We start from the raw sequence: 23,189 nt of genomic DNA, 5'->3' as shown, positions 1-23,189 counted from the left end.
TCAGCCTTCGCGGGCCGTCTGCTCCGCGAACACCCGGACCGCTTCGTTGATCGCCGCGCAGCGGGCCGTCCGGACCGCGTCCGACAACGGCCGCAGCGCCTGGGCGCGCAACGTCGACGCCGACGCCGACAGCGCTCCGCCCGGGTCGTCGGAGGACGCGATCGCCAGGATCGCCGCGATCTCCTCCGCTCGTTGCAGCACCCGCAACGCGCGCCCGGGCGTGCCCGCCGGCCAATCCACGTTCGGGCGGGAGCGCAGGTGGGCCGACAGCTCCGCGCGCACCCCCGGCCGGTCCGAAGCCACGTCGAGGGTCTGCAACGCCCCGGCGCTGGCGCGGATCGCGTCGGTCAGCCCGTGCTCGGCCTCGCCGAGCGGGACGTACTCCGGGGTCGTCGGCGACGGCAGCGCGTAGACCGTCCAGCGCACCAGGCCTTCGGCGATCGGCTCCGGCACCAGGCCGAAGCCGAGGTCCGGCAGCACCAGCGCGTCACCCGCGCGCAACGCCGCTTCGGTGAACGGGCCGCCGCCGCCCAGGCCGCGGACGTCGCCCGGGACCGGCAGGACCAGGTGGAGGGATTTCGCTCCTTGCGAACGCAGCGCCATCAGCAGCTGCACCGGCGTGGCCGCCCGGTTGAACGCCAGCGGGAGCGCGAACGCGTCGGCCGCGGCCGCGTCGGCGGCCACGACGTCATGGGCCTCACCCCACGCGAGCAGGGCATCGAGGACATCGTCGGACGCGGCGGCCCCGTTGAGCCACGCGCTCGACCAGACGGCGAAAGTCGCACTGGGACGGCACACAGTTCGCTATTTTACTGCCCTATTTTACCGGGCGGCTCCGGATGCCGGGAGCGCGCCCACGCTGGAGCCGCTCCACATCGACGCACCGTCGATCCGGCAGTAGCGTCGAGGAGGTGAACGCTGTTCCAGACGCTCTTCCCCGCACCGCCGGGGCCCTGCGCGCGGCCGGGTACGAGCCGCGCCCGATCGCCCGAGAGATCCACGACAACCTGCTGACCGCGCTCAAGAACGGCGAGGACGCCTGGCCCGGCATCGTCGGCTTCTCGCGCACCGTGCTGCCGCAGCTCGAACGCGCGCTGCTGGCCGGCCACGACGTCGTCCTGCTCGGCGAACGCGGCCAGGGCAAGACCCGCCTGCTGCGTACCCTGGCCGGCCTGCTCGACGAGTGGACACCCGTCATCGAGGGCTCCGAGCTGGGCGAACACCCGCTGCAGCCGATCACGCCCGGGTCGATCCGCCGCGCCGCCGAGCTCGGCGACGACCTGCCGGTGGCCTGGCGCCACCGCTCCGAGCGCTACACCGAAAAACTGGCCACCCCGGACACTTCGGTCGGCGACCTGATCGGCGACGTCGACCCGGTGAAGGTCGCCGAAGGCCGCAGCCTCGGCGACCCCGAGACCATCCACTTCGGTCTCGTCCCGCGCGCCCACCGCGGCATCGTGGCCATCAACGAGCTGCCCGACCTCGCCGAGCGCATCCAGGTCGCGCTGCTGAACGTGATGGAGGAGCGCGACATCCAGGTCCGCGGCTACACGCTGCGGCTGCCGCTGGACGTCCTGCTCGTCGCCACCGCGAACCCCGAGGACTACACCAACCGCGGCCGGATCATCACCCCGCTGAAGGACCGCTTCGGCGCCGAGATCCGCACCCACTACCCCCTGGACGTGGCCTCGGAAGTGGCGGTCGTGCGGCAGGAGGCGAACCTCGTCGCCGAAGTCGGCGAGCCGCTGCTGGAAGTGCTCGCCCGGTTCGTCCGGAACCTCCGGGAATCCACGGTGATCGACCAGCGTTCCGGCGTCTCGGCGCGGTTCGCCGTCGCCGCGGCGGAAACCGTGGCGGCCGCGGCCCTGCGGCGCTCGGCGCTGACCGGCGAGGAGCCCGCGGTGGCGCGCCCGGTCGACCTCGACGCCGTCCCGTCGGTGCTGCGCGGCAAGATCGAGTTCGAGCCCGGCGAAGAGGGCCGCGAGATCGAGCACCTCGTGCACCTGCTGCGGATGGCGATCGCCGAGACCGCCCGTGACCGGTTCGCCGGCCTCGACCTGCGGCCCCTGGCGGACGCGGTCGGCGAAGGGCACCTGGTGTCCACCGGCGAGCGCGTGCCGGGCAAGGACGTCCTCGAAGCGCTGCCGGAACTGCCGGTGCTGCACGAGGTCGCCCAGCGTGCCGGGGTCGCCGCCGACGAGCCCGCCGGGCGGATCGCGGCCGCCGTCGAACTCGCCCTCGAATCGCTGTTCCTCTCGCGCAGGCTCGCGAAGGACTCCGACGACGCGACGACCGTCTACGGCCGATGACCGCGGTCCCGCTTCCCGACGGCTACTCCTACGGCCCGTGGCACGACGGGCCGGACCCGCTCGCGCCGCCGGCCGACCTGCGTGACGCGCTGGACGAGATCGGCCAGGACGTCATGGCCGGCGCGTCGCCGCGGGCCGCGCTGGAGGAGATGCTGCGGCGCGGCACCAACCGCACCGCGGGCCTCGACGAGCTGACCCGCCGGCTGTGGCAGCGCCGGTCGCAGATCCAGCGGCGCAACAACCTCGACGGCACCCTGCAGGAGGTCCAGCGCCTGCTGCAGGAGGCCCTCGACGCCGAGCGCCGCGAGCTGTTCCCGGACCCGGACGACGACGCCCGGTTCCGGGAGGCCCAGCTCGACGCGCTGCCGCCGGGGACAGCCGCCGCCGTCAACGAACTGGCGAATTACGACTGGCGCTCGGAACAGGGCCGGGAGAACTACCAGAAGATCCGGGACCTGCTGGGCCAGGAGCTGATGGAGTCGCGGTTCCAGGGCATGAAGCAGGCGCTGCAGAACGCCGGGCCCGAGGACGTCGAGCGGATCAACGAGATGCTCTCCGACCTCAACGACCTGCTCGCCGCCCACGCCCAGGGCGCGGACGACATCCAGCAGCGCTTCGACGACTTCATGGCCAAGCACGGCGAGTTCTTCCCGGAGAACCCGCGGAACGTCGAGGAGCTGATCGACGCGCTGGCCGAGCGGTCAGCGGCCGCTCAGCGGATGCTGAACTCGATGTCCGCGGAGCAGCGGGCGGAACTCGCGGAGCTGACCCAGCAGGCCTTCGGTGACCCCCGGCTGGCCCAGCAACTGTCCCGGTTGGACGGTCAGCTGCGGGCGGCCCGGCCGGGCGAGGACTGGACGGGCTCGGCGCGCTTCCGCGGCAACAACCCGCTGGGCATGGGCGAAGGCGCCCAGGCCATGCAGGACCTCGCCGAGCTGGACGCGCTGGCCGAGCAGCTCGGCCAGTCCTACCCGGGCGCGCGGCTGGAGGACATCGACCTGGAGTCCCTCGAGCGCCAGCTCGGCAAGGACGCGGGTGTCGACGCTCGCCGGCTGGCCGAGCTGGAGCGCGAGCTGCGTCGCCAGGGCCTGTTCGAACGCGCCGCCGACGGCTCGCTCCGGTTGTCGCCCAAGGCGTTGCGGCGCCTGGGTGAGACGGCGCTGTCCGACATCGTGAACGCGTTGCGCGGCAAGACCGGCGAGCGCGAGACCGAGTCGGCGGGTGCGGCGGGCGAGCCCACCGGCGCGTCGCGGCCGTGGCGGTTCGGGGACATGCAGCCCTGGGACGTGCCGCGCACCATCCGCAACGCCGTGCTGCGGTCGGTGTCGGTGGGGGAGCGGCAGGTGCGCCTCGACGTCGAGGACGTCGAGGTGGTCGAGACCGAGCACCGGACGCGCGCGGCGGTGGCGCTGCTGGTCGACACGTCGTGGTCGATGGTGCAGGAGGGGCGCTGGCTGCCGATGAAGCGCACGGCGCTCGCGCTGCACCAGCTGATCAGCACCCGGTTCCGCAACGACGCCCTGCAGCTGATCACGTTCGGCCGCTACGCCCAGTCGATGGAGCTGCCGGAGCTGGTCGGCCTGGAGGGCGCCTGGGAGCAGGGCACGAACGCCCACCACGGGCTGCTGCTGGCGGGTCAGCACCTGCGGCGGCACCCGGACGCCCAGCCGGTGGTCCTGATGGTCACCGACGGCGAGCCGACGGCCCACCTGGAACCCGACGGCGAGGCGGTCTTCGACTACCCGCCCCAGCCCCGGACCCTCCACAAGACACTGTCCGAAGTGGACCGCTTGGCCAAGCTGGGCGCATCGATCTCGGTGTTCCGCTTGGGCGACGACCCGAGGCTGACGGCGTTCGTGGACCTGATCGCCCGCCGCTCGGGAGGCCGCGTGATCGCCCCGGACCTGGACGGCCTGGGCGCAGCAGTGGTCGGCGACTACCTGCGCACCCGGCGGTGACCGGCGCGGGCGCTCACCCGGCTGGGTGAGTGCCCCGGCCGGGGCCCGGTCGCTGCGGCGGCCACTCGCGCCCGGCGGCGATTTCGGCGAGTGCGGGGCCGCCGGTGAGATGCGCTGCCCCCGGGGGTTGGGCGGACGCTCGACTGGCTGAGGGAGCGCCCGCGCTGCCACGCAAGCCGGCGGTGCGGCGGGGCTCGGTCGCTCGTGGCCGCGGCGGGTTCGCGGTGGTCGGCGAGGTGCGGCGGCCCCACCGCGCCGGCGCGGGCGCTCAGCTGCGTGAGTGAGCGCCCGGGCGGCTCACGTGTGCCGGCTGCGCGTCGGGCCTCGGTGGCGGCCACGCGCGCCCGGCGGGTTCGCGCTGGTGGGTGAGGTGCGCTCGCCCCACCGGGCCGCGCTGCCCACACCAGCCGGCGGGCAGCAAAACTTGCCACCGTGTGAAGGTCGCCTCCTAAGCTGGCCTGATGCAGTACTCGATCAGCCAGGTCGCGAAGGCGTCCGGCGTCTCGGCGCGGATGCTGCGCCACTACGACGCGATCGGCCTGCTGACCCCGGCTTCGGTCGCGCCGAACGGGTATCGCTGGTACGGCCGGCTCGAGCTGCTGCGCCTGCAGCGCATCCTGCTGCTGCGGCGGCTCGGGCTCGGGCTGGCCGAGATCGGGGCCGTGCTCGGCGAGCAGGTCGACGAGGCCACCGCCCTGCGCGGGCACCTCGCGCAGCTCGAAGAAGAGCGGCGGCGCCTCGATCGGGTCATCGGGACCGTCGAGGAGACGCTCGGTGACCTCGGCCGGGCTCGGATCGAGGATCCCGAGCGGTTCTTCGCCGGCCTCCGGAAGGACAGCGCCGCCCTGCGGCAGCACTACCGCGAGACATTCGGCGAGGGGGCCGCCGTGGCGTTCGACACCGCCCAGGCCGCCCAGGAGGGACTCACCGCCGCCGACTACGAGCACGCCGCCGCCCGGAGTGCGGCCCTCTTCCGGCGGCTGGCCTCCGTCATGCGGTCCGGGGCGGCGCCGGACGATCCCGCCGCGCTCGACGCCGTCGCCGAGCACCACCGGTCCGTCAGCCACTTCTGGCAGCCGACCGCCGCGGCCTACGCGGCGATGGGCGGGCTCTACGTCACCGATCCGCGGCAGCGGGCGCTGGCCGAGCGGGCCGATCCGGCGCTTCCGGCGTGGCTGGCGCGGGCGATCGAAACCTACGCCCGCGTGAGGCTCGTCCCACCGCTCGGGAAGGCGTGACGCACCAGCCTTACAGTCGAGGTATGCAGACTTGGTCATCGGTCGACGTGCCCCGCATCCCCGGCACCCCCCGCCCGCTGCGGCTCCACGACACGGCCACCGGGCAGATCCGCCCGACCGCGCCCGGCGCCACCGCCCGGATGTACGTCTGCGGCATCACGCCCTACGACGCGACGCATCTGGGGCACGCCGCGACGTACCTCGCCTTCGACCTGGTGAACCGCATCTGGCGGGACAACGGGCACGACGTCCACTACGTGCAGAACGTGACGGACATCGACGAGCCGCTGCTGGAGCGGGCCGAACGCGACCAGGACGACTGGGTCGTGCTGGGCATGCGCGAGACGGCGCTGTTCCGCGAGGACATGGTCGCCCTGCGTGTGTTGCCGCCGAAGCAGTTCGTCGGCGCCGTCGAGAGCATCCCGGAGATCGTCGAGGTCATCGCGAAACTGCTGGCCAACGGCGCCGCCTACCGCGCGGACGACCCGGAGTTCCCCGACGTCTACTTCGACCACACCGCGACCGGGAAGTTCGGCTACGAGTCGAACTACGACGAGCCGACCATGCGGAAGTTCTTCGCCGAGCGCGGCGGCGACCCCGACCGCGCCGGCAAGCGCCACCCGCTGGACGCGCTGCTGTGGCGCGTTGCCCGCGAAGGCGAGCCGTCCTGGGAGTCCGAGCTTGGCGCCGGACGGCCCGGCTGGCACATCGAGTGCAGCGCGATCGCGGTCAACCGGCTGGGCCTGGGCTTCGACCTCCAGGGCGGTGGTTCGGACCTGATCTTCCCGCACCACGAGTACAGCGCGGCGCACGCCGAGGCCGTCGCCAAGGACGGCCCGTTCGCCCGCCACTACGTGCACGCCGGGATGATCGGCCTCGACGGCGAGAAGATGTCGAAGTCGCGCGGGAACCTCGTGTTCGTCTCGCGGCTGCGCGCCGACCAGGTCGACCCGGGTGCGATCCGGCTCGCGCTGTTCGCCGGCCACTACCGCGAAGACCGCCCGTGGACCGATGCGCTCCTCGCCGAAGCCGAAACCCGGCTCGCGCGCTGGCGCGAAGCCGTCTCCCTGGCCACCGGACCGGCGGCGGAGGACACCGTCACGCGGCTGCGCGACCACCTGTCCGACGACCTCGACACGCCGAAGGCCCTGGCGGCGATCGACGCGTGGGCGAACGAAGCCCTGCGTCGCGACGGCACCGACCCGACGGCACCCGGCCTGATCCGCGACGCCGTCGACGCCCTCCTCGGCGTCGCCCTCTGACGAACCCGGGCCCGGCACTCCCGCGAGTGCCGGGCCCGGTCCGGGTATAACGCCCTATACCGGCCGGCCCGCGGCCAGCTCCAGGTGGTCGCCGGCCCAGTCCCGCCGCAGCCACCGGTCGTGGGACGCGATGACGACCGCGCCCGGCGCCGTCTCCAAGGCCGCGAACAGCTCTTCCGCCAAGGTCAGCGATATGTGGTTCGTCGGCTCGTCCAGCAGGAGGACGTCCGGCGGTTCGGCCAGCAGGATCGCCAGCGCCAGCCGCCGCCGCTGGCCGACCGACAGCGCCCCGACGGGCTGCCGCAGATCCCGTGACGCCAGCAGACCGAGCCGGCTCAACGGGGGAGCGTCCTCGCCGAGCGCGTCCCGGTACACCCGGGCCGCGGTCCGCTCCGGTGCGGCGAACACGACGTCCTGCTCCAGCAGCCCGACCCGGACGCCGTGTCCGAAGTGGACCGTCCCGGCCGCCGGGGCGAGCCGGCCGGCCAGCACCGACAGCAGGGTCGACTTCCCGGCGCCGTTCCCGCCGGTGACGAGCAGCCGGGCCGAGCCGTCGACGTCCAGCCGCGGCAGCGACAACCGTCCCAGGACTTCCAGCGAGCGCACCGAGATGGCCGGGCCGTCGCCGGTCGCGCGGCCGGTGAGCTCGGCCCGGAACCGCAGCGGCGCCGGCGGTTTGCGGACCTGGTCGCGTTCCAGGTTCTCCAGCCGCTGCTCGGCGTCGCGCACCCGCCGCGAGATCGTCTTCTGGACGCGGGCGCCCTTGAAGTGGTGGATGAACTTGTCGTTGTCGCGCGGGCCGCGGCCGTAGGCGACGTTCCGCGCGGTGACCGCGACGGTTTCCCGCAGCTCCTTCAGCTCCTCCTGCTCTTCGGCGTACCGCTGCTCCCACCGGGCGCGTTCGGCCTTCTTGTGGCCGAGGTAGTCGGTGTAGCTGCCGCCGTAGCGCACCGCGCCGCCGGCCTGCCGGTCGGCCGCGGCCGGGTCCAGGTCGACGATGTCGGTGCAGACAGCGTCGAGGAACACCCGGTCGTGCGAGGACAGCACCACGATTCCGGTCAGCTCGGTGAGGTGGCGCTCGAGGAACGCCATCGCGCTGTCGTCGAGGTGGTTGGTCGGCTCGTCGAGCAGGAGCGTCTCCGGCTGCCGGATCAGCAGCGCGGCCAGGCCGAGCCGGGACCGCTGCCCGCCGGACAGCGTGCCGAGCCGCCGGTCCGGGGCGACGCCGCCGAGGCCGAGCCCGTCGCAGACGAGCTTGGCGCGGCGGTCGGCGTCCCAGAGGTCGTGGGCCTGGGCCCACTCCAGGACCCGGCCGTACTCCTCGAGCACGCCCGGGTCGTCAGGCCGGTCGGTCATGGCGGCGGTCAGCTCGTCGAGCCGGGCCGCGGCGGCGCGGATCTCGGCGAGCGCGTCGTCGAGCACGTCGGCGAAGGTCGCGTCCAGGGCGAAGGGGAGTTCCTGCAGCAGGAACCCGACGTCCGGGCCGCGGAGCACCTCGCCGGAACGCGGTTCTTCGAGCCCGGCGAGCAGGCGCAGCAGGGTGGACTTGCCGGTGCCGTTCTCGCCGACCAGGCCGAGCCGCTGCCCGGCCGACGCGGTGAGGGAGACGCCGTCGAGGACGACGCGGGTGCCGTAGCCGAAGACGACGTCCTTGGCCTGCAACGGGAAAACGGGAGACATGTGCGATCACCGGGCCCTGGGGGAAGAAAAGCGGGGATCCACGCCGGGCGTCGTGGCACGCGGGAGCGTCGGCTCGACCGGTGCCGCCTCAAGCGGGATGGGCGCGGTTCAGTTCCTCATAGTGGAACCAGGTTAACGCAACAACCGTAGAGTTAGTCAACGGGTTATGGCCTGGGTCACATCCGGCAGGTCCGCCGTCGACCGTTCGGCCGCCGCGGTGCCGTCGGTGAGGAATTCGAGCAGGGCGGTCAGCTGGCGGCGGTCGAAGCGGGCCAGGCGTTCACCGACGAACCGGGCCATCGGCGCGTACAGCTCGGCGAGTTCGGCCATCCGGTCGGGCAGCGGCCGGACGACGAGCCGGCGGCGGTCCGCGGGATCGGGCGCGCGCTCGGCGAGCCGGTGCCGCTCCATCCGGTCGAGCAGCCGGGTGAACGCGCCCGTGCTCATCCCGAGCAGCCGGGCGAGCTCGGACGGCGAATCGCTGACGCCGCCGTGGAGCAGGTGCAGGCAGTGCAGCTCGGTCGGGGTGACGGCCATCCGCTCGGCGACCGCCGCGTGGAAGAGCGCGGTCGACCCGACGAACCGGGGGAGGGCGAGGGCGGCGGCGGTGGCGAGTTCGCGCTGGTCGGGCAACGTCCATCCCAGGTTCGGTGACGACGCAGTCACTGCCCGGTGCAGTCACTGCCCCGCGAACGATAGCGGAGCCGCTTGACAGACCCGCAGGCGGGACGAACTATGAAAGAAGACTTTCGAAATAGTTCTTTCAGATTGGACGACCGATGGCCGGGCTGCCGCCGCGCAAGCGGATCGAAGACGTCGAGCTGCTGCGCGCGCTGGCGCACCCGCTGCGGTCGGCGCTGCTGAACCACCTGACCGCGGTCGGCCCGCGCACCGCGAGCGAGTGCGCCGAAGCGGTCGGCTCGACGGCGTCCAACTGCAGCTGGCACCTCCGGCAGCTCGCGCAGTACGGCCTGGTCGAGCGGGCCGACGCCGAGGACGGCCGGGAGCGGCCGTGGCGCGCCCGGCAGGTCGGTCTGGAGCTGGGGGAGCCCGCCGCCGACCCGGCGCACCGGGCCGCGCAGCTGGGCGTGGTCGGCGCGCAGTTGAGCCACGAGCAGGAGCTGACCCAGCGGTACCTGGACTCCTTCGACGACCTCGACCCGGCCTGGCGCGCCGCGACCGGGCTGGCCACCTACGCGCTGCGCGTCACGCCGGCGGAGCTGACCCGGCTGACCGAGGCGATCGACGCGCTGGTCCGGCCGTACGTCGGCGCCATCCGCGCCGACGCCCCCGCCGACGCGCGCCCGGTGCACGTCGGCTTGCGGGCGTTCCCGCGCATCGAGCACTCGGGGAAGGCGGAGGAATGAAGCAGCTGCTGGGGGTTCCGGCGTTCGCGCGGCTGTGGGTGGCCGCCTTCTTCGGCGAGACGGCCGAGTGGATGCTGCAAGTGGCGTTGCCCGTCTACGTCTTCCAGCGCACCGGCTCCGCCGCGACGACGGCGTTGAGCATCGTGCTCGGGCTGCTGCCCGCGGTGCTGCTGAGCCCGGTCGCCGGGGTCGTCGCCGACCGGTGGAACCGCCGCGCGGTGCTCTTCGGCGTCTGCTGCGGGCTCGCCGTGGTGGCGCTGCCGCTGCTGGCCGAGCCCGGTGTCACGGTGGTCTACGCGGTGATGGCCGCCCAGGCGGCACTGGCGTCGGTGTTCGAACCCGCGCGCAACGCGCTGGTGCCCGAGCTGGTCGGCGTCGCGGAGGTGACCGCGGCCAACGGGCTGATGAGCGTGAACGGCAGTGTCGCCCGGCTGGCCGGCGGCTGGGCCGGGGGTGCCCTGCTGGGCTTCGGCGGGCTGACCGACGTCATCACCGGCTACCTGGCCGTGCTCGTGGTGGCCGCGGCCCTGCTGGCCAAGCCGTTCCGCCGGGTCGCCGCGCCGGCACCGGTGGCGGCGCGGGAACCGGTGGTGCGCGCCTGGCTGACCGGCCTGCGCGAGCTGACGCACGACCCGCGGCTGCGGCGCACCGGGCTCGCGCTGGTGTTCACGTCGCTGGCGCAGGGCATGTTCCTGGTGCTGTTCGTGGTCTACGTCCTGGACGTGCTCGGCGGCAGCGAAGCCGACGCGGGGCTGCTGCGGGGTGTGCAGGCGATCGGCGGGCTGGCCGCCGGGTTCGCCCTGGCCACCGTGGCGCGGCGGGTCGCGCCGACGGCGCTGCTGGGCTGGGGTTCCCTCGCGCTGGGGCTGGTGTCCGCGCTGATCTGGAACCTCTCGCTGGTCACGACGGCGCTGGGGCTGTACGTCGGGTTGTTCGTCGTGGTCGGGGCGCCGGGCGTGGCCGTCGGCGCCGGGGTGTTGTCGGAGATCCAGAGCGTGGTGGCACCCGAGCGGGCCGGCCGGGTGCTGAGCACGACGTTCGCCGCCGTGGCCGCCTGCACGACCGCCGGCGCGCTGCTGGCGGGCGCGCTCGTCGCGACGACCGGGCCCGCCGTGCTCCTGAACGTCCAGGCCGGCGTCTACGTCGTCGCCGGGCTGCTGGTGCTGCTCCCGCGCCGGGGGTGGACCCGGCAGCCGGCCTGCCGGGCGGCGTCGGCGAGGTCGTAGAGCGCCGACGTGCTGCCGTCGGCGCCCGGCGCGAAGGGATCCGCAGGTTTTGCCTAGCTTCCCCGGCGGCGGTGGTTACGGTGGAGGGGTGCCGCACCTGTTCGCCACCAGCGACCTCCACGTGACCCACGAGGGCAACGGCCCCATCCTCGACTCGGTCGTCCCGGAAACCCCCGAAGACTGGCTGCTCGTCGCCGGCGACGTCGCCGAGCTGGCCGAGGCCACCATCGGGACGCTGAAGACCCTGCGCAGCCGGTTCGCCAAGGTCGTCTGGGTGCCGGGCAACCACGAGCTGTGGACGACGAAGAACGACGACTGCCAGCTGCGCGGCCAGGCCCGGTACGAGTACCTGGTGGAGCAGTGCCGCGAGATCGGCGTCCTGACCCCGGAGGACGAGTTCCCGGTCTGGACGCACGGCCCGCGGCCGCTGACGATCGCCCCGCTGTTCCTGCTCTACGACTACAGCTGGCGGACCCCGGAGGCCGAGGGCAAGTCCCTGGAGGAGGCCCTGCGCCAGGCTCGCGAGGCCGGCGTGGTCTGCACCGACGAGTACTTCCTGTACCCGGACCCGTACCCGAGCCGCCAAGCGTGGTGCGCGGACCGGCTGAAGATCAGCACCGAGCGCCTCGACGCGATCCCCGAGGACCACGGCACGATCCTGATGTCGCACTGGCCGCTGCACCGCCACCCGACGGCGCCGCTGTACTGGCCGGAGTTCGCGCTGTGGTGCGGCACGACGAAGACCGAGGACTGGCACGTCCGCTACCGCGCGGAGATCGCGGTGTACGGGCACCTGCACATCCCGCGCAGCACCGAGGCCGACGGCGTCCGGTTCGAAGAGGTCTCGCTGGGTTATCCGCGCGAGTGGCGCAAGCGGGCCCGCGGCGCGGTGCCGATGCGCCGCATCCTGTGGCCGTCATGATCCCTCGCGCCGCCGCTCCCTGAGGGCGCGCACCCGCCCGCGGCTGGCGCATGCCGGGGACGGGCACCACCGCCGCCGGCCGCCCGGGTCGGCGAACACCCCGCGGCAGTCCTGCTCGGGGCAGGCCCGGAGGTCGTGCCGCAGGGGGCCGGTGAGCCAGTCCGTGGCCTGGTGGGCCAGCCGGGCGAAGGCGGCCGCGGCGGTCGGCGGGGCGCTCCGGTGCAGCCTCTCCAGCGCCGCCAGGTGGACCGGCTCCTGGGCAAGTGCCTGCGCCAGGGCCCGGACCTGCTCCGCGGTCGGCGCGAGGCCGTCGACCGCGCCGAGAGCCAGGGGCCGGAGTGTCTCGCGGAGTTCGCGGGCCCGGTCCAGGTCGGTGTCCGTGACCGGGGCGAGCGGGGTCAGCTCGGACAGAGCGAGCCACTCGCGCAGCCGCGCAGCCGTCGGCAGCCGCTCGACCGGCTGCGCGCCGAAGTGCCGGCCGCGGGTGGCCAGGAGGTTCAGCCAGGGGGCGCCCATGTCGAGGCGGAAGTCTTCGGACACCTCGCCAGCGTAACGGGTGAGGCGTTACACTGACGATCGTGACTGGGGAGCCGAAGGTCCGGACGGTGCTGGGTGACATCGATCCGGCCGAACTGGGCGTGACGAACTCGCACGACCACCTCTTCTTCGCCTCGAAACTGCTGCCGGGCCAGGAGCTCGACGGCCGGGAGCCGGCCACGGAGCAGGTGCTCCACTTCAAGGCGGCGGGCGGTGCGGCCCTCGTCCAGTGGACGCCGCACGGGCTCGGCCGCCGGATGCCGGAGCTCGCCCGGATCGCGCGGGAGACGGGCGTGCACCTGGTGGGCGCCACCGGCCTGCACCGCGCCGAGCACTACGCGCCCGCCGCACTGAGCCGGCTCGTCGACGACCTCGCCGGCGTCTTCGTCGACGACCTGACCGGGACCACCGCACCGCGCGCCGGGCTGATCAAGGTCGCCGGCGCCTTCCACACGATCGATGCGCACGCCCGGCTGACGATGACCGCCGCCGCGGTCGCCCACGAGGAGACCGGCGCGCCGATCGCCGTGCACCTCGAACTCGGCACGGCGGGCCTGGAGACGGTCGACCTGCTCTGCGGCAAGCTCGATGTCCCACCCGAGAAGGTGATCCTGGGGCACCTGAACCGGAACCCGGACCCGCCGCTGCAGCGGGAGATCGCCGAGACCGGCGTGTTCCTCGGCTTCGACGGTCCGTCGCGGGCCAACCACGCCACCGACCAGCGGCTCTTCGACGGCCTCGAAGTGCTCGTCGAGGCCGGGCACGGCGGGCGGATCCTGCTGGGCGGCGACACCACGACGGCCGCGGCCCGGTTCCAGCCGGGCGCGGCCTACCTGCTCACCACGCTCGCGCCGCGGCTGGCGCAGCGGCTCGGCGGCGACGTCGTCACGGCCCTGCTGGTGGCGAACCCCGCGCGGGCGTTCGCCACCAACTGGCGCCGGTGACTCAGCGCAGGCCGAAGCCTTCCTGCCCGCCGCCACGGCCGCGGCGGCGCAGGTAGCGCTCGAACTCCGCGGCGATCTTGTCGCCGCTCACGTCCTGCTCCGCGACCTCGCTCTGGGCGTCGCCGCGCTCCTCGAGGCTGCGGACGTACTCGCTGATCTCCTCGTCCTCGTCGGCCATCTCGCTGACCGTGCGCTGCCATTCCTCGGACTGCTCGGGCAGCGCGCCCAGCGGGATTTCGACGTCGAGGATGTCCTCCAGCTTGTGCAGCAGCGCCAGCGTCGCCTTCGGGGACGGCGGGTGCGACACGTAGTGCGGCACCGCGGCCCAGATCGACACCGCCGGGATGCCCGCCTGCACGCAGTAGTCCTGGAGGATGCCGACGATGCCGGTCGGGCCCTGGTAGTTGTTCAGGTCGAGGCCGTAGAGCGAGGCCGTGTCCTTGTCGTAGGCCGTTCCGGTGACCGGGACGGGCCGGGTGTGCGCGGTGTCGGCGAGCAACGCCCCCAGCGTCACCACGGTTGCGACGTCGAGCTGCTGGATGTGCTCCAGCAGCTCCGCGCAGAACGCGCGCCAGCGCATGTTGGGCTCGGGACCCTGGACGAGGACCACGTCGCGGTCGAAGCCGTCGGGGCGGCACACCGACAGCCGCGTCGTCGGCCAGTCCACCCGTCGAGTGACGCCGTCCACCATCCGGACGGTCGGGCGGCTGACCTGGAAGTCGTAGTAGTCGTCGGGCTCCAGTTCCGCCAGCGGGGTGGCGTCCCAGTTCAGCTGCAGGTGCTCGACCGCCCGGCTGGCCGCGTCACCCGCGTCGTTCCATCCTTCGAAGGCGACCACCATCAGCGGCCGGGTGGGTTCGGGGCGGCCGCCGGGCGGCCGCGGGGTCTCGTCGACGGGCTCACTCACCGGACCAGCCTACGACCACCGGCCTTACGCTGTTCAGCATGTCCGACCGCCTGTCGTCCCCGTTCCTCGACGCCCTCCGCTCGCGTGTCCTGGTGGCCGACGGGGCGATGGGCACCGCCCTGCAGGCCCACGACCTCGGCCTGGACGACTTCGGCGGTCTCGAAGGGTGCAACGAGATCCTCAACGTCACCCGGCCGGACGTGGTCCGCTCGGTGCACCGCGGGTACCTCGAAGCGGGCGCGGACGCTGTCGAGACCAACACTTTCGGGGCCAATTTCGCCAACTTCGCCGAGTACGACATCACCGGCCGGATCTTCGAACTGGCCGAGGCCGGCGCCCGGCTGGCCCGCGAAACCGCTGACGAGTTCGCGACGCCCGGCCGCCCGCGGTTCGTGCTCGGCTCGGTCGGGCCCGGCACCAAGCTCCCGACGCTCGGCCACGCGCCGTTCACCACGCTGCGTGACGCCTACCGCGAGGAGGTCCGCGGCCTGCTCGCCGGCGGTGCCGACGCGGTGATCGTCGAAACCACCCAGGACATCCTCCAGACGAAGGCGTCGGTCATCGGCGCCAAGCGGGCGATGGCGGCCGAGGGCCGGTCCGTGCCGGTCCTCGTTTCGATCACCGTCGAAACGACCGGCACCATGCTGCTCGGCACCGAGGTCGGCGCGGCGCTCGCCGCGCTCGAACCGCTCGGCATCGACGTCATCGGGCTCAACTGCGCCACCGGGCCGGCCGAGATGAGCGAGCACCTGCGGCAGCTCGCCAAGCACGCCCGGGTGCCGCTGTCGGTCATGCCGAACGCCGGCCTGCCCGAGCTGGGCCCGGACGGCGCGGTCTACCCGCTCGGCCCGGAAGCCCTGGTCGAGGCGCTGACCGGGTTCGTCCGCGAGTTCGGCGCCGGCCTGGTCGGCGGCTGCTGCGGCACCACCGGCGAGCACATCCGGCAGCTCGCCGCGGCCGTCGCGGACACGGCACCGGTGCCCCGGCGGCCGCGGCCCGAACCCGGCGTGTCGTCGCTCTACCAGGCCGTGCCGTTCAAGCAGGACGCCAGCGTGCTGGTGATCGGCGAGCGGACCAACGCCAACGGTTCGAAAGCCTTCCGCACCGCTATGCTCGACGGCCGCTGGGACGACTGCGTCGAGATCGCCCGCGAACAGACCCGCGACGGCGCCCACCTGCTCGACCTGTGCGTCGACTACGTCGGCCGCGACGGCACCGCGGACATGGCCGAGCTCGCCGGGCGCCTGGCCACCGCCTCCACGCTGCCGATCATGCTCGACTCCACCGAGGTCGCCGTGCTGCGCGCGGGCCTCGAACGCCTCGGCGGCCGGTGCGCGGTCAACTCCGTCAACTACGAGGACGGCGACGGGCCCGAGTCGCGGTTCACCCAGGTCATGGACCTGGTCAGCGAGCACGGCGCCGCGGTCGTCGCGCTCACCATCGACGAAGAAGGCCAGGCGCGCACCGCGGCCAAGAAGGCCGACATCGCGACCCGGCTGATCGGGGACATCACCGGCAAGTGGAGCCTGCGCACCTCCGACGTCATCATCGACGCGCTCACCTTCACCATCGCCACCGGCCAGGAGGAGTCCCGCCGCGACGGCATCGAAACGATCGAAGCCATCCGCGAGATCAAACGCCGCCATCCCGACGTCCAGACCACCCTGGGCCTGTCGAACATCTCCTTCGGGCTCAACCCGGCCGCGCGGCAGGTGCTGAACTCGGTGTTCCTGCACGAGTGCGTCCAGGCCGGCCTCGACACCGCGATCGTGCACGCGTCGAAGATCCTCCCGATGGCCCGGATCCCGGACGACCAGCGCGCGGTCGCCCTCGACCTCGTCCACGACCGCCGCCGCGAGGGGTACGACCCGCTGCAGGAGCTGATGGCCCTGTTCGAGGGCGTCAGCGCGGCGTCGTCGAAGGCGTCGCGGGCCGAGGAGCTGGCCGCGTTGCCGCTCTTCGAACGCCTCGAACGCCGGATCGTCGACGGCGAGCGCAACGGGCTCACCGACGACCTCGACGCCGCGCTGGAGCAGCGGCCCGCCCTGCAGATCATCAACGACACGCTGCTGTCCGGGATGAAGACCGTCGGCGAGCTGTTCGGCTCCGGGCAGATGCAGCTGCCGTTCGTGCTCCAGTCCGCCGAGGTGATGAAGGCCGCCGTCGCCCACCTCGAGCCGCACATGGAGTCCGGCGACGACTCCGGCAAGGGCCGGATCGTGCTGGCCACCGTGCGCGGCGACGTCCACGACATCGGCAAGAACCTCGTCGACATCATCCTGTCCAACAACGGCTACGAGGTCGTCAACCTCGGCATCAAGCAGCCCATCACGACCATCCTCGACGCGGCCGCCGAGCACGGCGCCGACGCGATCGGGATGTCCGGGCTGCTGGTGAAGTCCACGGTGATCATGAAAGAGAACCTCCAGGAGATGAACTCCCGGGGCGTCTCGGCGCGCTGGCCGGTGCTGCTCGGCGGTGCCGCGCTCACCCGGTCCTACGTGGAGAACGACCTGACCGAGCTCTACCTCGGCGACGTCCGGTACGCGCGGGACGCGTTCGAAGGCCTGCGGCTGATGGACGCGATCATGGCCGCCAAGCGCGGGGAGTCGCCGCTCGTGGACGCCGACGCGGAGAAAAAGCGTCAGGAGCGCAAGGAACGCCGCGAACGCTCGCTGCGGATCGCCGAGGCGCGCAAAGCCCGCAAGGCCGAGGAGGCAGCCCTCGACGGGCCGCCGCCCGCGCGCTCGGACGTCGCCACCGACGTCCCGCTGCCGAGCCCGCCGTTCTGGGGTTCGCGGGTGGTCAAGGGCGTCGCGCTCGCCGACTACGCCGCGATGCTCGACGAGCGCGCGACCTTCATGGGCCAGTGGGGGCTCAAGGGCGCCCGCGGCGGCGCCGGGCCGACCTACGACGAACTCGTCGAGTCCGAGGGCCGGCCGCGGCTGCGGTACTGGCTCGACCGGCTGACCGCCGACGGCGTCCTCGCCCACGCCGCCGTCGTCTACGGCTATTTCCCGTGCGTCGCCGAGGGCGACGACCTGGTCGTGCTCACCGAGCCGTCGCTCGACGCGCCCGAGCGGGTGCGGTTCACCTTCCCGCGGCAGTGGCGCGACCGGCGGCTCTGCCTGGCCGACTTCTACCGCCCCCGCGAGGCGGGCGAAGTCGACGTCGTGCCGTTCACCGTCGCCACCATGGGGCAGCCGATCGCGGATTACGCGAACGAGCTGTTCGCCGCCAACGCCTACCGCGACTACCTGGAGGTCCACGGCCTCGGCGTCCAGCTCACCGAAGCGCTGGCCGAATACTGGCACTGCCGCATCCGGGGAGAGCTCACCTTCCCCGGCGGTGTGGCGGTCGCCTCAGAGGACCCCGACGACGTCGAGGACTTCTTCAAGCTCGGCTACCGTGGGGCGAGGTTCTCCCTGGGCTATGGCGCCTGTCCCGACCTCGAAGACCGGGCGAAGATCGTCGCCCTCCTCGAACCGGGCCGGATCGGCGTGAAGCTGTCCGAGGAGTACCAGCTGCACCCCGAGCAGTCGACCGACGCGATCGTCTGCCACCACCCCGAAGCGAAGTACTTCAACACCTGATCCGGAGGGAATCCACTGTGGACGGTCTCGACGCCGTGTTGTGGGACATGGACGGCACGCTCGTCGATTCCGAGAAGCTGTGGGACGTCGCCCTCTACGAGACAGCGGAATTCCTCGGCGGCAAGCTTTCCGAAGAGCAGCGGATGACGCTCGTCGGGTCCAACATGGACGACACCTCGGCCTACCTCCTCGAGGTGGTCGGCCTTCCGGTGACGCCGGAAGCGATCGCGTCGACGGGGGCGGAGATCCGCCGCCGCACGGCCGGGCTCTTCGACGACGAGCTGCCGTGGCGCCCCGGCGCCCGGGAAGCCCTGACGGCGGTGCGCGAGGCGGGCCTGCGCTCGGCGCTGGTCACCTCGACCGAGCGCGAACTGACCGAACTCGCGCTGAACACGATCGGCCGGGACTTCTTCGACGTCACCGTGTGCGGCGACGAAGTCGAAGGCCTGAACAAGCCGCACCCGCGCCCGTACCTCAAGGCGGCCGAACTGCTCGGCGTTTCGCCGGAGCGCTGCGTGGCGGTCGAGGACTCGCCGCCGGGCACGGCTTCGGCGGTCGCGGCGGGCTGCACGGTGCTGGTCGTGCCCAACGACGTCGAGGTCGAAACGGGGGAGCGGCGGGTGTTCCGCGACTCCCTGGTGGGCATCGACGTGCCGGCGCTGGCGGCCCTGCTCGGCTGACCACGACCATGTCGCTTTTCCGCTAGCCCGGGTCGCCGGAGTCCGCGATGCTGGCGTGGTGCATGAGGACTTCGAACGGTGCGTGCGGGCCGTGCAGGCGAAGGACGCCCGGTTCGACGGGTGGTTCTACTGCGCGGTCCTGACGACCCGGATCTACTGCCGGCCCAGCTGCCCGGTCGTGCCGCCCAAGCGGCAGAACATGAGCTTCCACCCGAGTGCCGCGGCCGCGCAGCAGGCCGGGTTCCGGGCGTGCAAACGGTGCCGTCCCGACGCCAGCCCGGGCTCGCCGCTGTGGAACGAACGCGCCGACCTCGTCGCGCGGGCGATGCGGCTGATCGCCGACGGCATCGTCGACACCGAAGGCGTCCGCGGCCTCGCCGCCCGCCTCGGCTACAGCGTCCGGCAGGTCGAACGCCAGGTGTTCGCCGAACTCGGCGCCGGACCCCTGGCGCTGGCCCGGGCCCAGCGCGCGCAGACCGCGCGGACGCTGATCGAGACGACCACGCTGCCGATGACCGAGCTGGCCCTGGCCGCCGGGTTCGGCAGCATCCGGACGTTCAACGACACCGTCCGCGAGGTGTTCGCGCTCTCCCCGACCGAACTGCGGCAGCGCGCGAAGGGCCGGCCCACCGCGGCGCCCGGCGCGCTCGTCCTACGGCTGCCGTACCGGAAGCCGCTGTGCCCGGACAACCTCTTCGGGCACCTGGCCGCGACCGGCGTGCCGGGCGTGGAGGAGTGGCGGGACGGCGCCTACCGCCGGACGCTGCGGCTGCCGCACGGCCACGGCGTCGTCGCGCTGCGGCCCGAGGACGGGCACATCGCCTGCCGGCTCAGCCTGGCCGACCTGCGGGACCTGCCCGCCGCGACCAGCCGGTGCCGGCGGCTGCTGGACCTCGACGCCGACCCGGTCGCCGTCGACGAGCAGCTCGCCACCGACCCGCTGCTCGCCCCGCTGGTCGCGGCCGCTCCCGGCCGCCGGGTCCCGCGCGCCGTCGACGGCGCCGAGTTCGCCGTGCGGGCGGTGCTCGGCCAGCAGGTCTCGACGGCGGCCGCCCGCACCCACGCGGCGCGGCTCGTCGTCGCGCACGGCGAACCGGTCGACGACCCCGAAGGCGGCCTGACGCACCTGTTCCCGTCCCCGGCGGCGCTGGCTTCGCTGGACCCCGAGACGCTGGCCATGCCCCGCAGCCGCCGTCGCACGCTGCTCGGGCTGGTCGAGGCGTTGACGGACGGACTGGACCTCAGCGCGGGCAGCGACTGGGAGGCCGCGCGGGCCGCTTTGAGCGCGTTGCCCGGCTTCGGGCCGTGGACGGTCGAGACCATCGCGATGCGCGCGCTCGGCGACCCGGACGCGTTCCTCCCCACCGACCTCGGCATCAAGTACGCGGCGGAGACCCTCGGCCTCGGCGGCCAGGCGGCCGTCGTCGCCCGCTCCGCGGCGTGGCGCCCTTGGCGCGCTTACGCCACCCAGCACCTGTGGGCCACCGGCGACCACGCGATCAACCGGATGCCCGCGGCATGAAACCGACAGGAGAAAAGATGCGCACCCACGCCGTCGTCGACAGCCCCTGCGGCCCGTTGACGCTGGTCGCCGAGGGCGCCGCGCTCTGCGGCCTCTACATGGTCGACCAGCGCCACCGCCCGGACGAGCTGACCTTCGGCACCCACGACCCCGGCGCCGGGATCTTCGACCGCGCCGAGACCGAGCTGAAGGAGTACTTCGCCGGGCAGCGCCACGAGTTCGACGTCCCGCTGACGTTCGTGGGCACGCCGTTCCAGCAGTCGGTCTGGGCCCAGCTGCGCAAGATCCCGTACGGCACCACGATCTCCTACGGCCAGCTCGCCGACCGGCTCGGCAACCCGGCCGCGTCGCGGGCGGTCGGGCTGGCCAACGGGAAGAACCCGATCGGCATCATCGTCCCGTGCCACCGCGTGGTCGGTTCCACCGGCTCGCTCACCGGCTACGGCGGCGGCCTCGAGCGCAAGCGGTACCTGCTGGACTTCGAGCAGGGCGCGCTCTTCTGAGGCTCGGCCGCGAACCCGGCGGGGCCCCGGCGTGCTCCGGCCCGGGACCGGAGGCCTGCGGCGGCGCGGGCCGCGCCCGGCGGCGGGTGCGGAGGTTCGGCGGTCGCGGGGGAACTCCTGCGGCGGGGAAGCGCGGCAGGCGGGTGCGGAAGTCCCGCGGCGGCGTCGACGCGGCGATCCGGTGCGGTGCGCGGGATTGCTGCCCGGGCGCCCGAGCCCGGCCGAGCCCGCCGCCGGGCCGAGGGTGGCCACCCTTTCGTGAGCTGATCCCAGCCCGTGGGAGCCGGTGTCCACGGCCGTGTGAGATGGGCTGCATCCGCGGCGGGGCGGGGCGGCGCCGCGGGGTGCGGGATGGAAGGATTCCGCATCGTGAAGACCTTCGATGAGCTGTTCGCGGAGCTTGCCGAGCGTGCGCGTACCCGTCCCGACGGGTCCGGCACCGTCGTCGCCCTCGATGCCGGGGTGCACGCCCAGGGCAAGAAGGTGCTCGAGGAAGCCGGCGAGGTGTGGATCGCCGCCGAGCACGAGTCCGACGAGCGGCTCGCCGAGGAGATCTCGCAGCTGCTGTACCGGGTGCAGGTGCTGATGCTCGGCCGCGGGCTGTCGACCGAGGACGTCTACCGCTACCTGTGACGGGTGGTCCCCGAAGAACCCGAAGAACGAGGAGAAGAGCGAAATGCTGCGTGTTGCCGTGCCGAACAAGGGAGCCCTCGCCGCCGCGGCGACGGAGATGCTCGGCGAGGCGGGCTACCGCAAGCGGCATGAGCAGCGCGACCTGACCGTGCTCGACCCGGTCAACGAGGTCGAGTTCTTCTTCCTGCGGCCCAAGGACATCGCCATCTACGTCGGCTCCGGCGAGCTCGACCTCGGCATCACCGGCCGCGACCTCGCGCTCGACTCCGGCGCCCCGGTCGAGGAGATCCAGGCGCTCGGCTTCGGCGGTTCGACGTTCCGCTACGCGGCCCCGGCCGGCCGCGAGTGGAAGCCGGCGGACCTGCACGGCAAGCGGCTGGCCACGTCCTACCCGCGGCTGGTCCGCGACGACCTCGCCCGCCACGGCGTCGAGGCCGAAGTGATCCGCCTCGACGGTGCGGTCGAAATCTCGATCCAGCTCGGCGTGGCGGACGCGATCGCGGACGTCGTCGAGTCCGGGCGCTCGCTGCGGCAGAACAACCTGGTGGCCTTCGGCGACCCGATCTGCGTCTCGGAAGCGGTGCTGCTGCAGCGCCGGGGCACCGGGGAGAGCAAGGCGAAGTCGCAGCTGGCCGCGCGCCTGCGCGGGGTCGTGTTCGCGCAGCAGTACATGATGCTCGACTACGACTGCCCGCGGACGCTGGTCGAGCGCGCGATCGCGATCACGCCGGGCCTGGAGTCGCCGACGGTGGCGCCGCTGGCCGACGAAGACTGGGTGGCCGTGCGGGCGATGGTGTCGCGCAAGAAGGTCAACCTGATCATGGACGAGCTGGCCGAGGTCGGCGCGAAGGCGATCCTGGCCTCCGACATCCGCTCCTGCCGCCTCTGACCCGCCCGTCGTGAGTGGTCAGGCGGGTCAGAACCCGCCTGACCACTCACGACCGGGGACGGTTGGGTTTCTTGGGCAGCAGATCGTAGAGGCCCTTGCGGGCGCCGTTGTCGTTGACGTTGCGCGCCACCGCCACCTCGGAGATGAAGTCCTCGAAGACGAACTCCTCGTCGGCCGGGACCACCGCCGGGGCCGCGTTCTCCTCCAGGTAGCTGTCGAGCGTCTCGGCGATCTCGCGGAAGGACAGCGCCTGCAACGTCTCCGGTGCGTACGTCGTCACCGGGACGCCGTGCGCGGCCGCCTCGTTCATCACCACGCCCAGCGGCAGGTGCGACAGCATCGGGATGCCGAAGTCGTACATCTCCTGCAGCGCCGCGGCCGCGTAGTGCGAGATCGGCCGCCGGTACAGGCTCGGGACCAGGCCGAACCACGACAGCGGCTGCCGCCCGACGGTCTGCTCGACGTAGCGGACCTGGTCGGCCAGCAGCCGCAGCGCGCGGATGCTCGTCTTGTCCGGCTGGACCGGCACCAGGATGCCGTGCGAGGCCGCCAGCGCGTTGTTCGTCAGCACGTCCAGCGCCGGCGGGCAGTCGATGACGCAGTGGTCGTAGTTGGCGAACTGGATGACCCGCGCCAGCTGCCAGCCGGGGACGCGGAACGAGTCGAGCCGCCGGATCAGGTCGAACATCCCCGGTGACGTCGGCACGACGTCGAGCGCGCCGCCGCGGCCGAGGTTGCTGCGCGGGTGCGGCACGACGAGTTCCTCGATCGGGCCCTTCCACGTCTTGGCCAGCGCCTTCGCCAGGCTCGGCTGGTCCGCGGCCACCTCGGACAGCCCGAGCATCTCGGTCGTCGCGTGGCCCTGCGGGTCGAGGTCGACCAGGAGCACCCGGCGGCCCCGCTCGGCCAGTGCGGCCGCGGTGCCGACGCTCAGAGAGGTCTTCCCGACCCCGCCTTTCTGGTTGACCACCGAGGTGATCTGCATGCCGGAGCGCTCCTCAAGTCGGTCGTTCCGCGAA

20 protein-coding genes are annotated in these 23,189 nt (G+C 73.0%); 14 read left to right on the top strand and 6 right to left on the bottom strand.

Annotated elements, in window-relative coordinates; genetic code table 11:
* Positions 1-798, bottom strand: a complete 798-nt coding sequence (locus tag ACWEF6_RS04805) for a hypothetical protein (protein WP_310972975.1) — start codon at positions 796-798, stop codon at positions 1-3.
* A gap of 113 nt (positions 799-911) precedes the next feature.
* On the opposite strand from ACWEF6_RS04805, the gene ACWEF6_RS04800 reads away from it, so the two are divergent.
* The 4 genes from ACWEF6_RS04800 to mshC all read left to right on the top strand — a co-directional run bounded on the left by ACWEF6_RS04800 (position 912) and on the right by mshC (position 6,767).
* Positions 912-2,309, top strand: a complete 1,398-nt coding sequence (locus ACWEF6_RS04800; protein WP_449681680.1) for an ATP-binding protein — start codon at positions 912-914, stop codon at positions 2,307-2,309.
* Positions 2,306-4,267: a hypothetical protein gene (locus tag ACWEF6_RS04795; protein ID WP_449681679.1), complete on the top strand. Its 1,962-nt coding sequence runs from the start codon at positions 2,306-2,308 to the stop codon at positions 4,265-4,267. Before ACWEF6_RS04800 ends, ACWEF6_RS04795 begins: the two co-directional genes overlap by 4 nt.
* Before the next feature lie 461 nt (positions 4,268-4,728).
* A complete protein-coding gene (locus ACWEF6_RS04790) occupies positions 4,729-5,505 on the top strand; it encodes a MerR family transcriptional regulator (protein WP_449681678.1) in 777 nt (258 codons plus the stop codon).
* Between the two features lie 23 nt (positions 5,506-5,528).
* Positions 5,529-6,767: a cysteine--1-D-myo-inosityl 2-amino-2-deoxy-alpha-D-glucopyranoside ligase gene (gene mshC, locus ACWEF6_RS04785; protein WP_449681677.1), complete on the top strand. Its 1,239-nt coding sequence runs from the start codon at positions 5,529-5,531 to the stop codon at positions 6,765-6,767.
* 54 nt (positions 6,768-6,821) lie between these two features.
* On the opposite strand, the gene ACWEF6_RS04780 is transcribed toward mshC, so the two are convergent.
* Entirely contained in the window at positions 6,822-8,447 is a 1,626-nt protein-coding gene (locus ACWEF6_RS04780; RefSeq protein WP_449681676.1) for an ABC-F family ATP-binding cassette domain-containing protein, read from the bottom strand.
* 156 nt (positions 8,448-8,603) lie between these two features.
* The gene (locus ACWEF6_RS04775; protein WP_310972969.1) at positions 8,604-9,080 is read right to left on the bottom strand and encodes a MarR family winged helix-turn-helix transcriptional regulator; all 477 of its coding nucleotides are present in this window, start codon (positions 9,078-9,080) and stop codon (positions 8,604-8,606) included.
* A gap of 146 nt (positions 9,081-9,226) precedes the next feature.
* Here ACWEF6_RS04775 and ACWEF6_RS04770 point away from each other — a divergent pair, with 146 nt between their 5' ends.
* The 3 genes from ACWEF6_RS04770 (at position 9,227) to ACWEF6_RS04760 (ending at position 11,962) form a co-directional block, all read left to right on the top strand.
* Positions 9,227-9,814 carry an ArsR/SmtB family transcription factor gene (locus ACWEF6_RS04770; protein WP_449681675.1) on the top strand — a complete coding sequence of 196 codons (588 nt, stop codon included), beginning with the start codon at positions 9,227-9,229 and terminating at the stop codon, positions 9,812-9,814.
* Positions 9,811-11,040: an MFS transporter gene (locus ACWEF6_RS04765; RefSeq protein ID WP_449681674.1), complete on the top strand. Its 1,230-nt coding sequence runs from the start codon at positions 9,811-9,813 to the stop codon at positions 11,038-11,040. The genes ACWEF6_RS04770 and ACWEF6_RS04765 overlap by 4 nt, the downstream gene beginning before the upstream one ends.
* An 88-nt stretch (positions 11,041-11,128) precedes the next feature.
* Positions 11,129-11,962: a metallophosphoesterase family protein gene (locus ACWEF6_RS04760; RefSeq protein ID WP_310972966.1), complete on the top strand. Its 834-nt coding sequence runs from the start codon at positions 11,129-11,131 to the stop codon at positions 11,960-11,962.
* Here ACWEF6_RS04760 and ACWEF6_RS04755 read toward each other — a convergent pair.
* Positions 11,957-12,502: a CGNR zinc finger domain-containing protein gene (locus tag ACWEF6_RS04755; protein WP_449681673.1), complete on the bottom strand. Its 546-nt coding sequence runs from the start codon at positions 12,500-12,502 to the stop codon at positions 11,957-11,959. The genes ACWEF6_RS04760 and ACWEF6_RS04755 overlap by 6 nt on opposite strands.
* Positions 12,503-12,540: 38 nt before the next feature.
* Here ACWEF6_RS04755 and ACWEF6_RS04750 point away from each other — a divergent pair, with 38 nt between their 5' ends.
* Positions 12,541-13,443 carry a phosphotriesterase family protein gene (locus tag ACWEF6_RS04750; RefSeq protein WP_449681672.1) on the top strand — a complete coding sequence of 301 codons (903 nt, stop codon included), beginning with the start codon at positions 12,541-12,543 and terminating at the stop codon, positions 13,441-13,443.
* A 1-nt stretch (position 13,444) separates the two neighbouring features.
* On the opposite strand, the gene ACWEF6_RS04745 is transcribed toward ACWEF6_RS04750, so the two are convergent.
* Positions 13,445-14,350, bottom strand: a complete 906-nt coding sequence (locus tag ACWEF6_RS04745) for a PAC2 family protein (RefSeq protein WP_086839241.1) — start codon at positions 14,348-14,350, stop codon at positions 13,445-13,447.
* Between the two features lie 38 nt (positions 14,351-14,388).
* On the opposite strand from ACWEF6_RS04745, the gene metH reads away from it, so the two are divergent.
* From metH to hisG, 6 genes are all read left to right on the top strand, one after another.
* Complete coding sequence (gene metH, locus ACWEF6_RS04740; RefSeq protein ID WP_449681671.1) at positions 14,389-17,943, top strand: methionine synthase; 3,555 nt, start codon at positions 14,389-14,391, stop codon at positions 17,941-17,943.
* Positions 17,944-17,990: 47 nt separating this feature from the next.
* Positions 17,991-18,623 carry an HAD family hydrolase gene (locus tag ACWEF6_RS04735; RefSeq protein WP_449681798.1) on the top strand — a complete coding sequence of 211 codons (633 nt, stop codon included), beginning with the start codon at positions 17,991-17,993 and terminating at the stop codon, positions 18,621-18,623.
* 58 nt (positions 18,624-18,681) lie between these two features.
* A complete protein-coding gene (locus ACWEF6_RS04730; RefSeq protein WP_449681670.1) occupies positions 18,682-20,145 on the top strand; it encodes an AlkA N-terminal domain-containing protein in 1,464 nt (487 codons plus the stop codon).
* 17 nt (positions 20,146-20,162) lie between these two features.
* A complete protein-coding gene (locus tag ACWEF6_RS04725) occupies positions 20,163-20,648 on the top strand; it encodes a methylated-DNA--[protein]-cysteine S-methyltransferase (protein WP_449681669.1) in 486 nt (161 codons plus the stop codon).
* A 369-nt stretch (positions 20,649-21,017) separates the two neighbouring features.
* Positions 21,018-21,281, top strand: a complete 264-nt coding sequence (locus tag ACWEF6_RS04720; protein ID WP_013226745.1) for a phosphoribosyl-ATP diphosphatase — start codon at positions 21,018-21,020, stop codon at positions 21,279-21,281.
* Positions 21,282-21,324: 43 nt separating this feature from the next.
* Complete coding sequence (gene hisG / locus ACWEF6_RS04715; RefSeq protein WP_449681668.1) at positions 21,325-22,170, top strand: ATP phosphoribosyltransferase; 846 nt, start codon at positions 21,325-21,327, stop codon at positions 22,168-22,170.
* Positions 22,171-22,216: 46 nt separating this feature from the next.
* On the opposite strand, the gene ACWEF6_RS04710 is transcribed toward hisG, so the two are convergent.
* On the bottom strand, positions 22,217-23,155 hold the full coding sequence (locus tag ACWEF6_RS04710; protein ID WP_449681667.1) for a ParA family protein: 939 nt from the start codon (positions 23,153-23,155) through the stop codon (positions 22,217-22,219).
* Positions 23,156-23,189: the final 34 nt, after the last annotated feature.

This window comes from Amycolatopsis sp. NPDC004772 (assembly GCF_053601215.1).
Note: the sequence above shows the minus strand (reverse complement) of the source record. Positions and strands in the feature narration are given on the sequence as shown.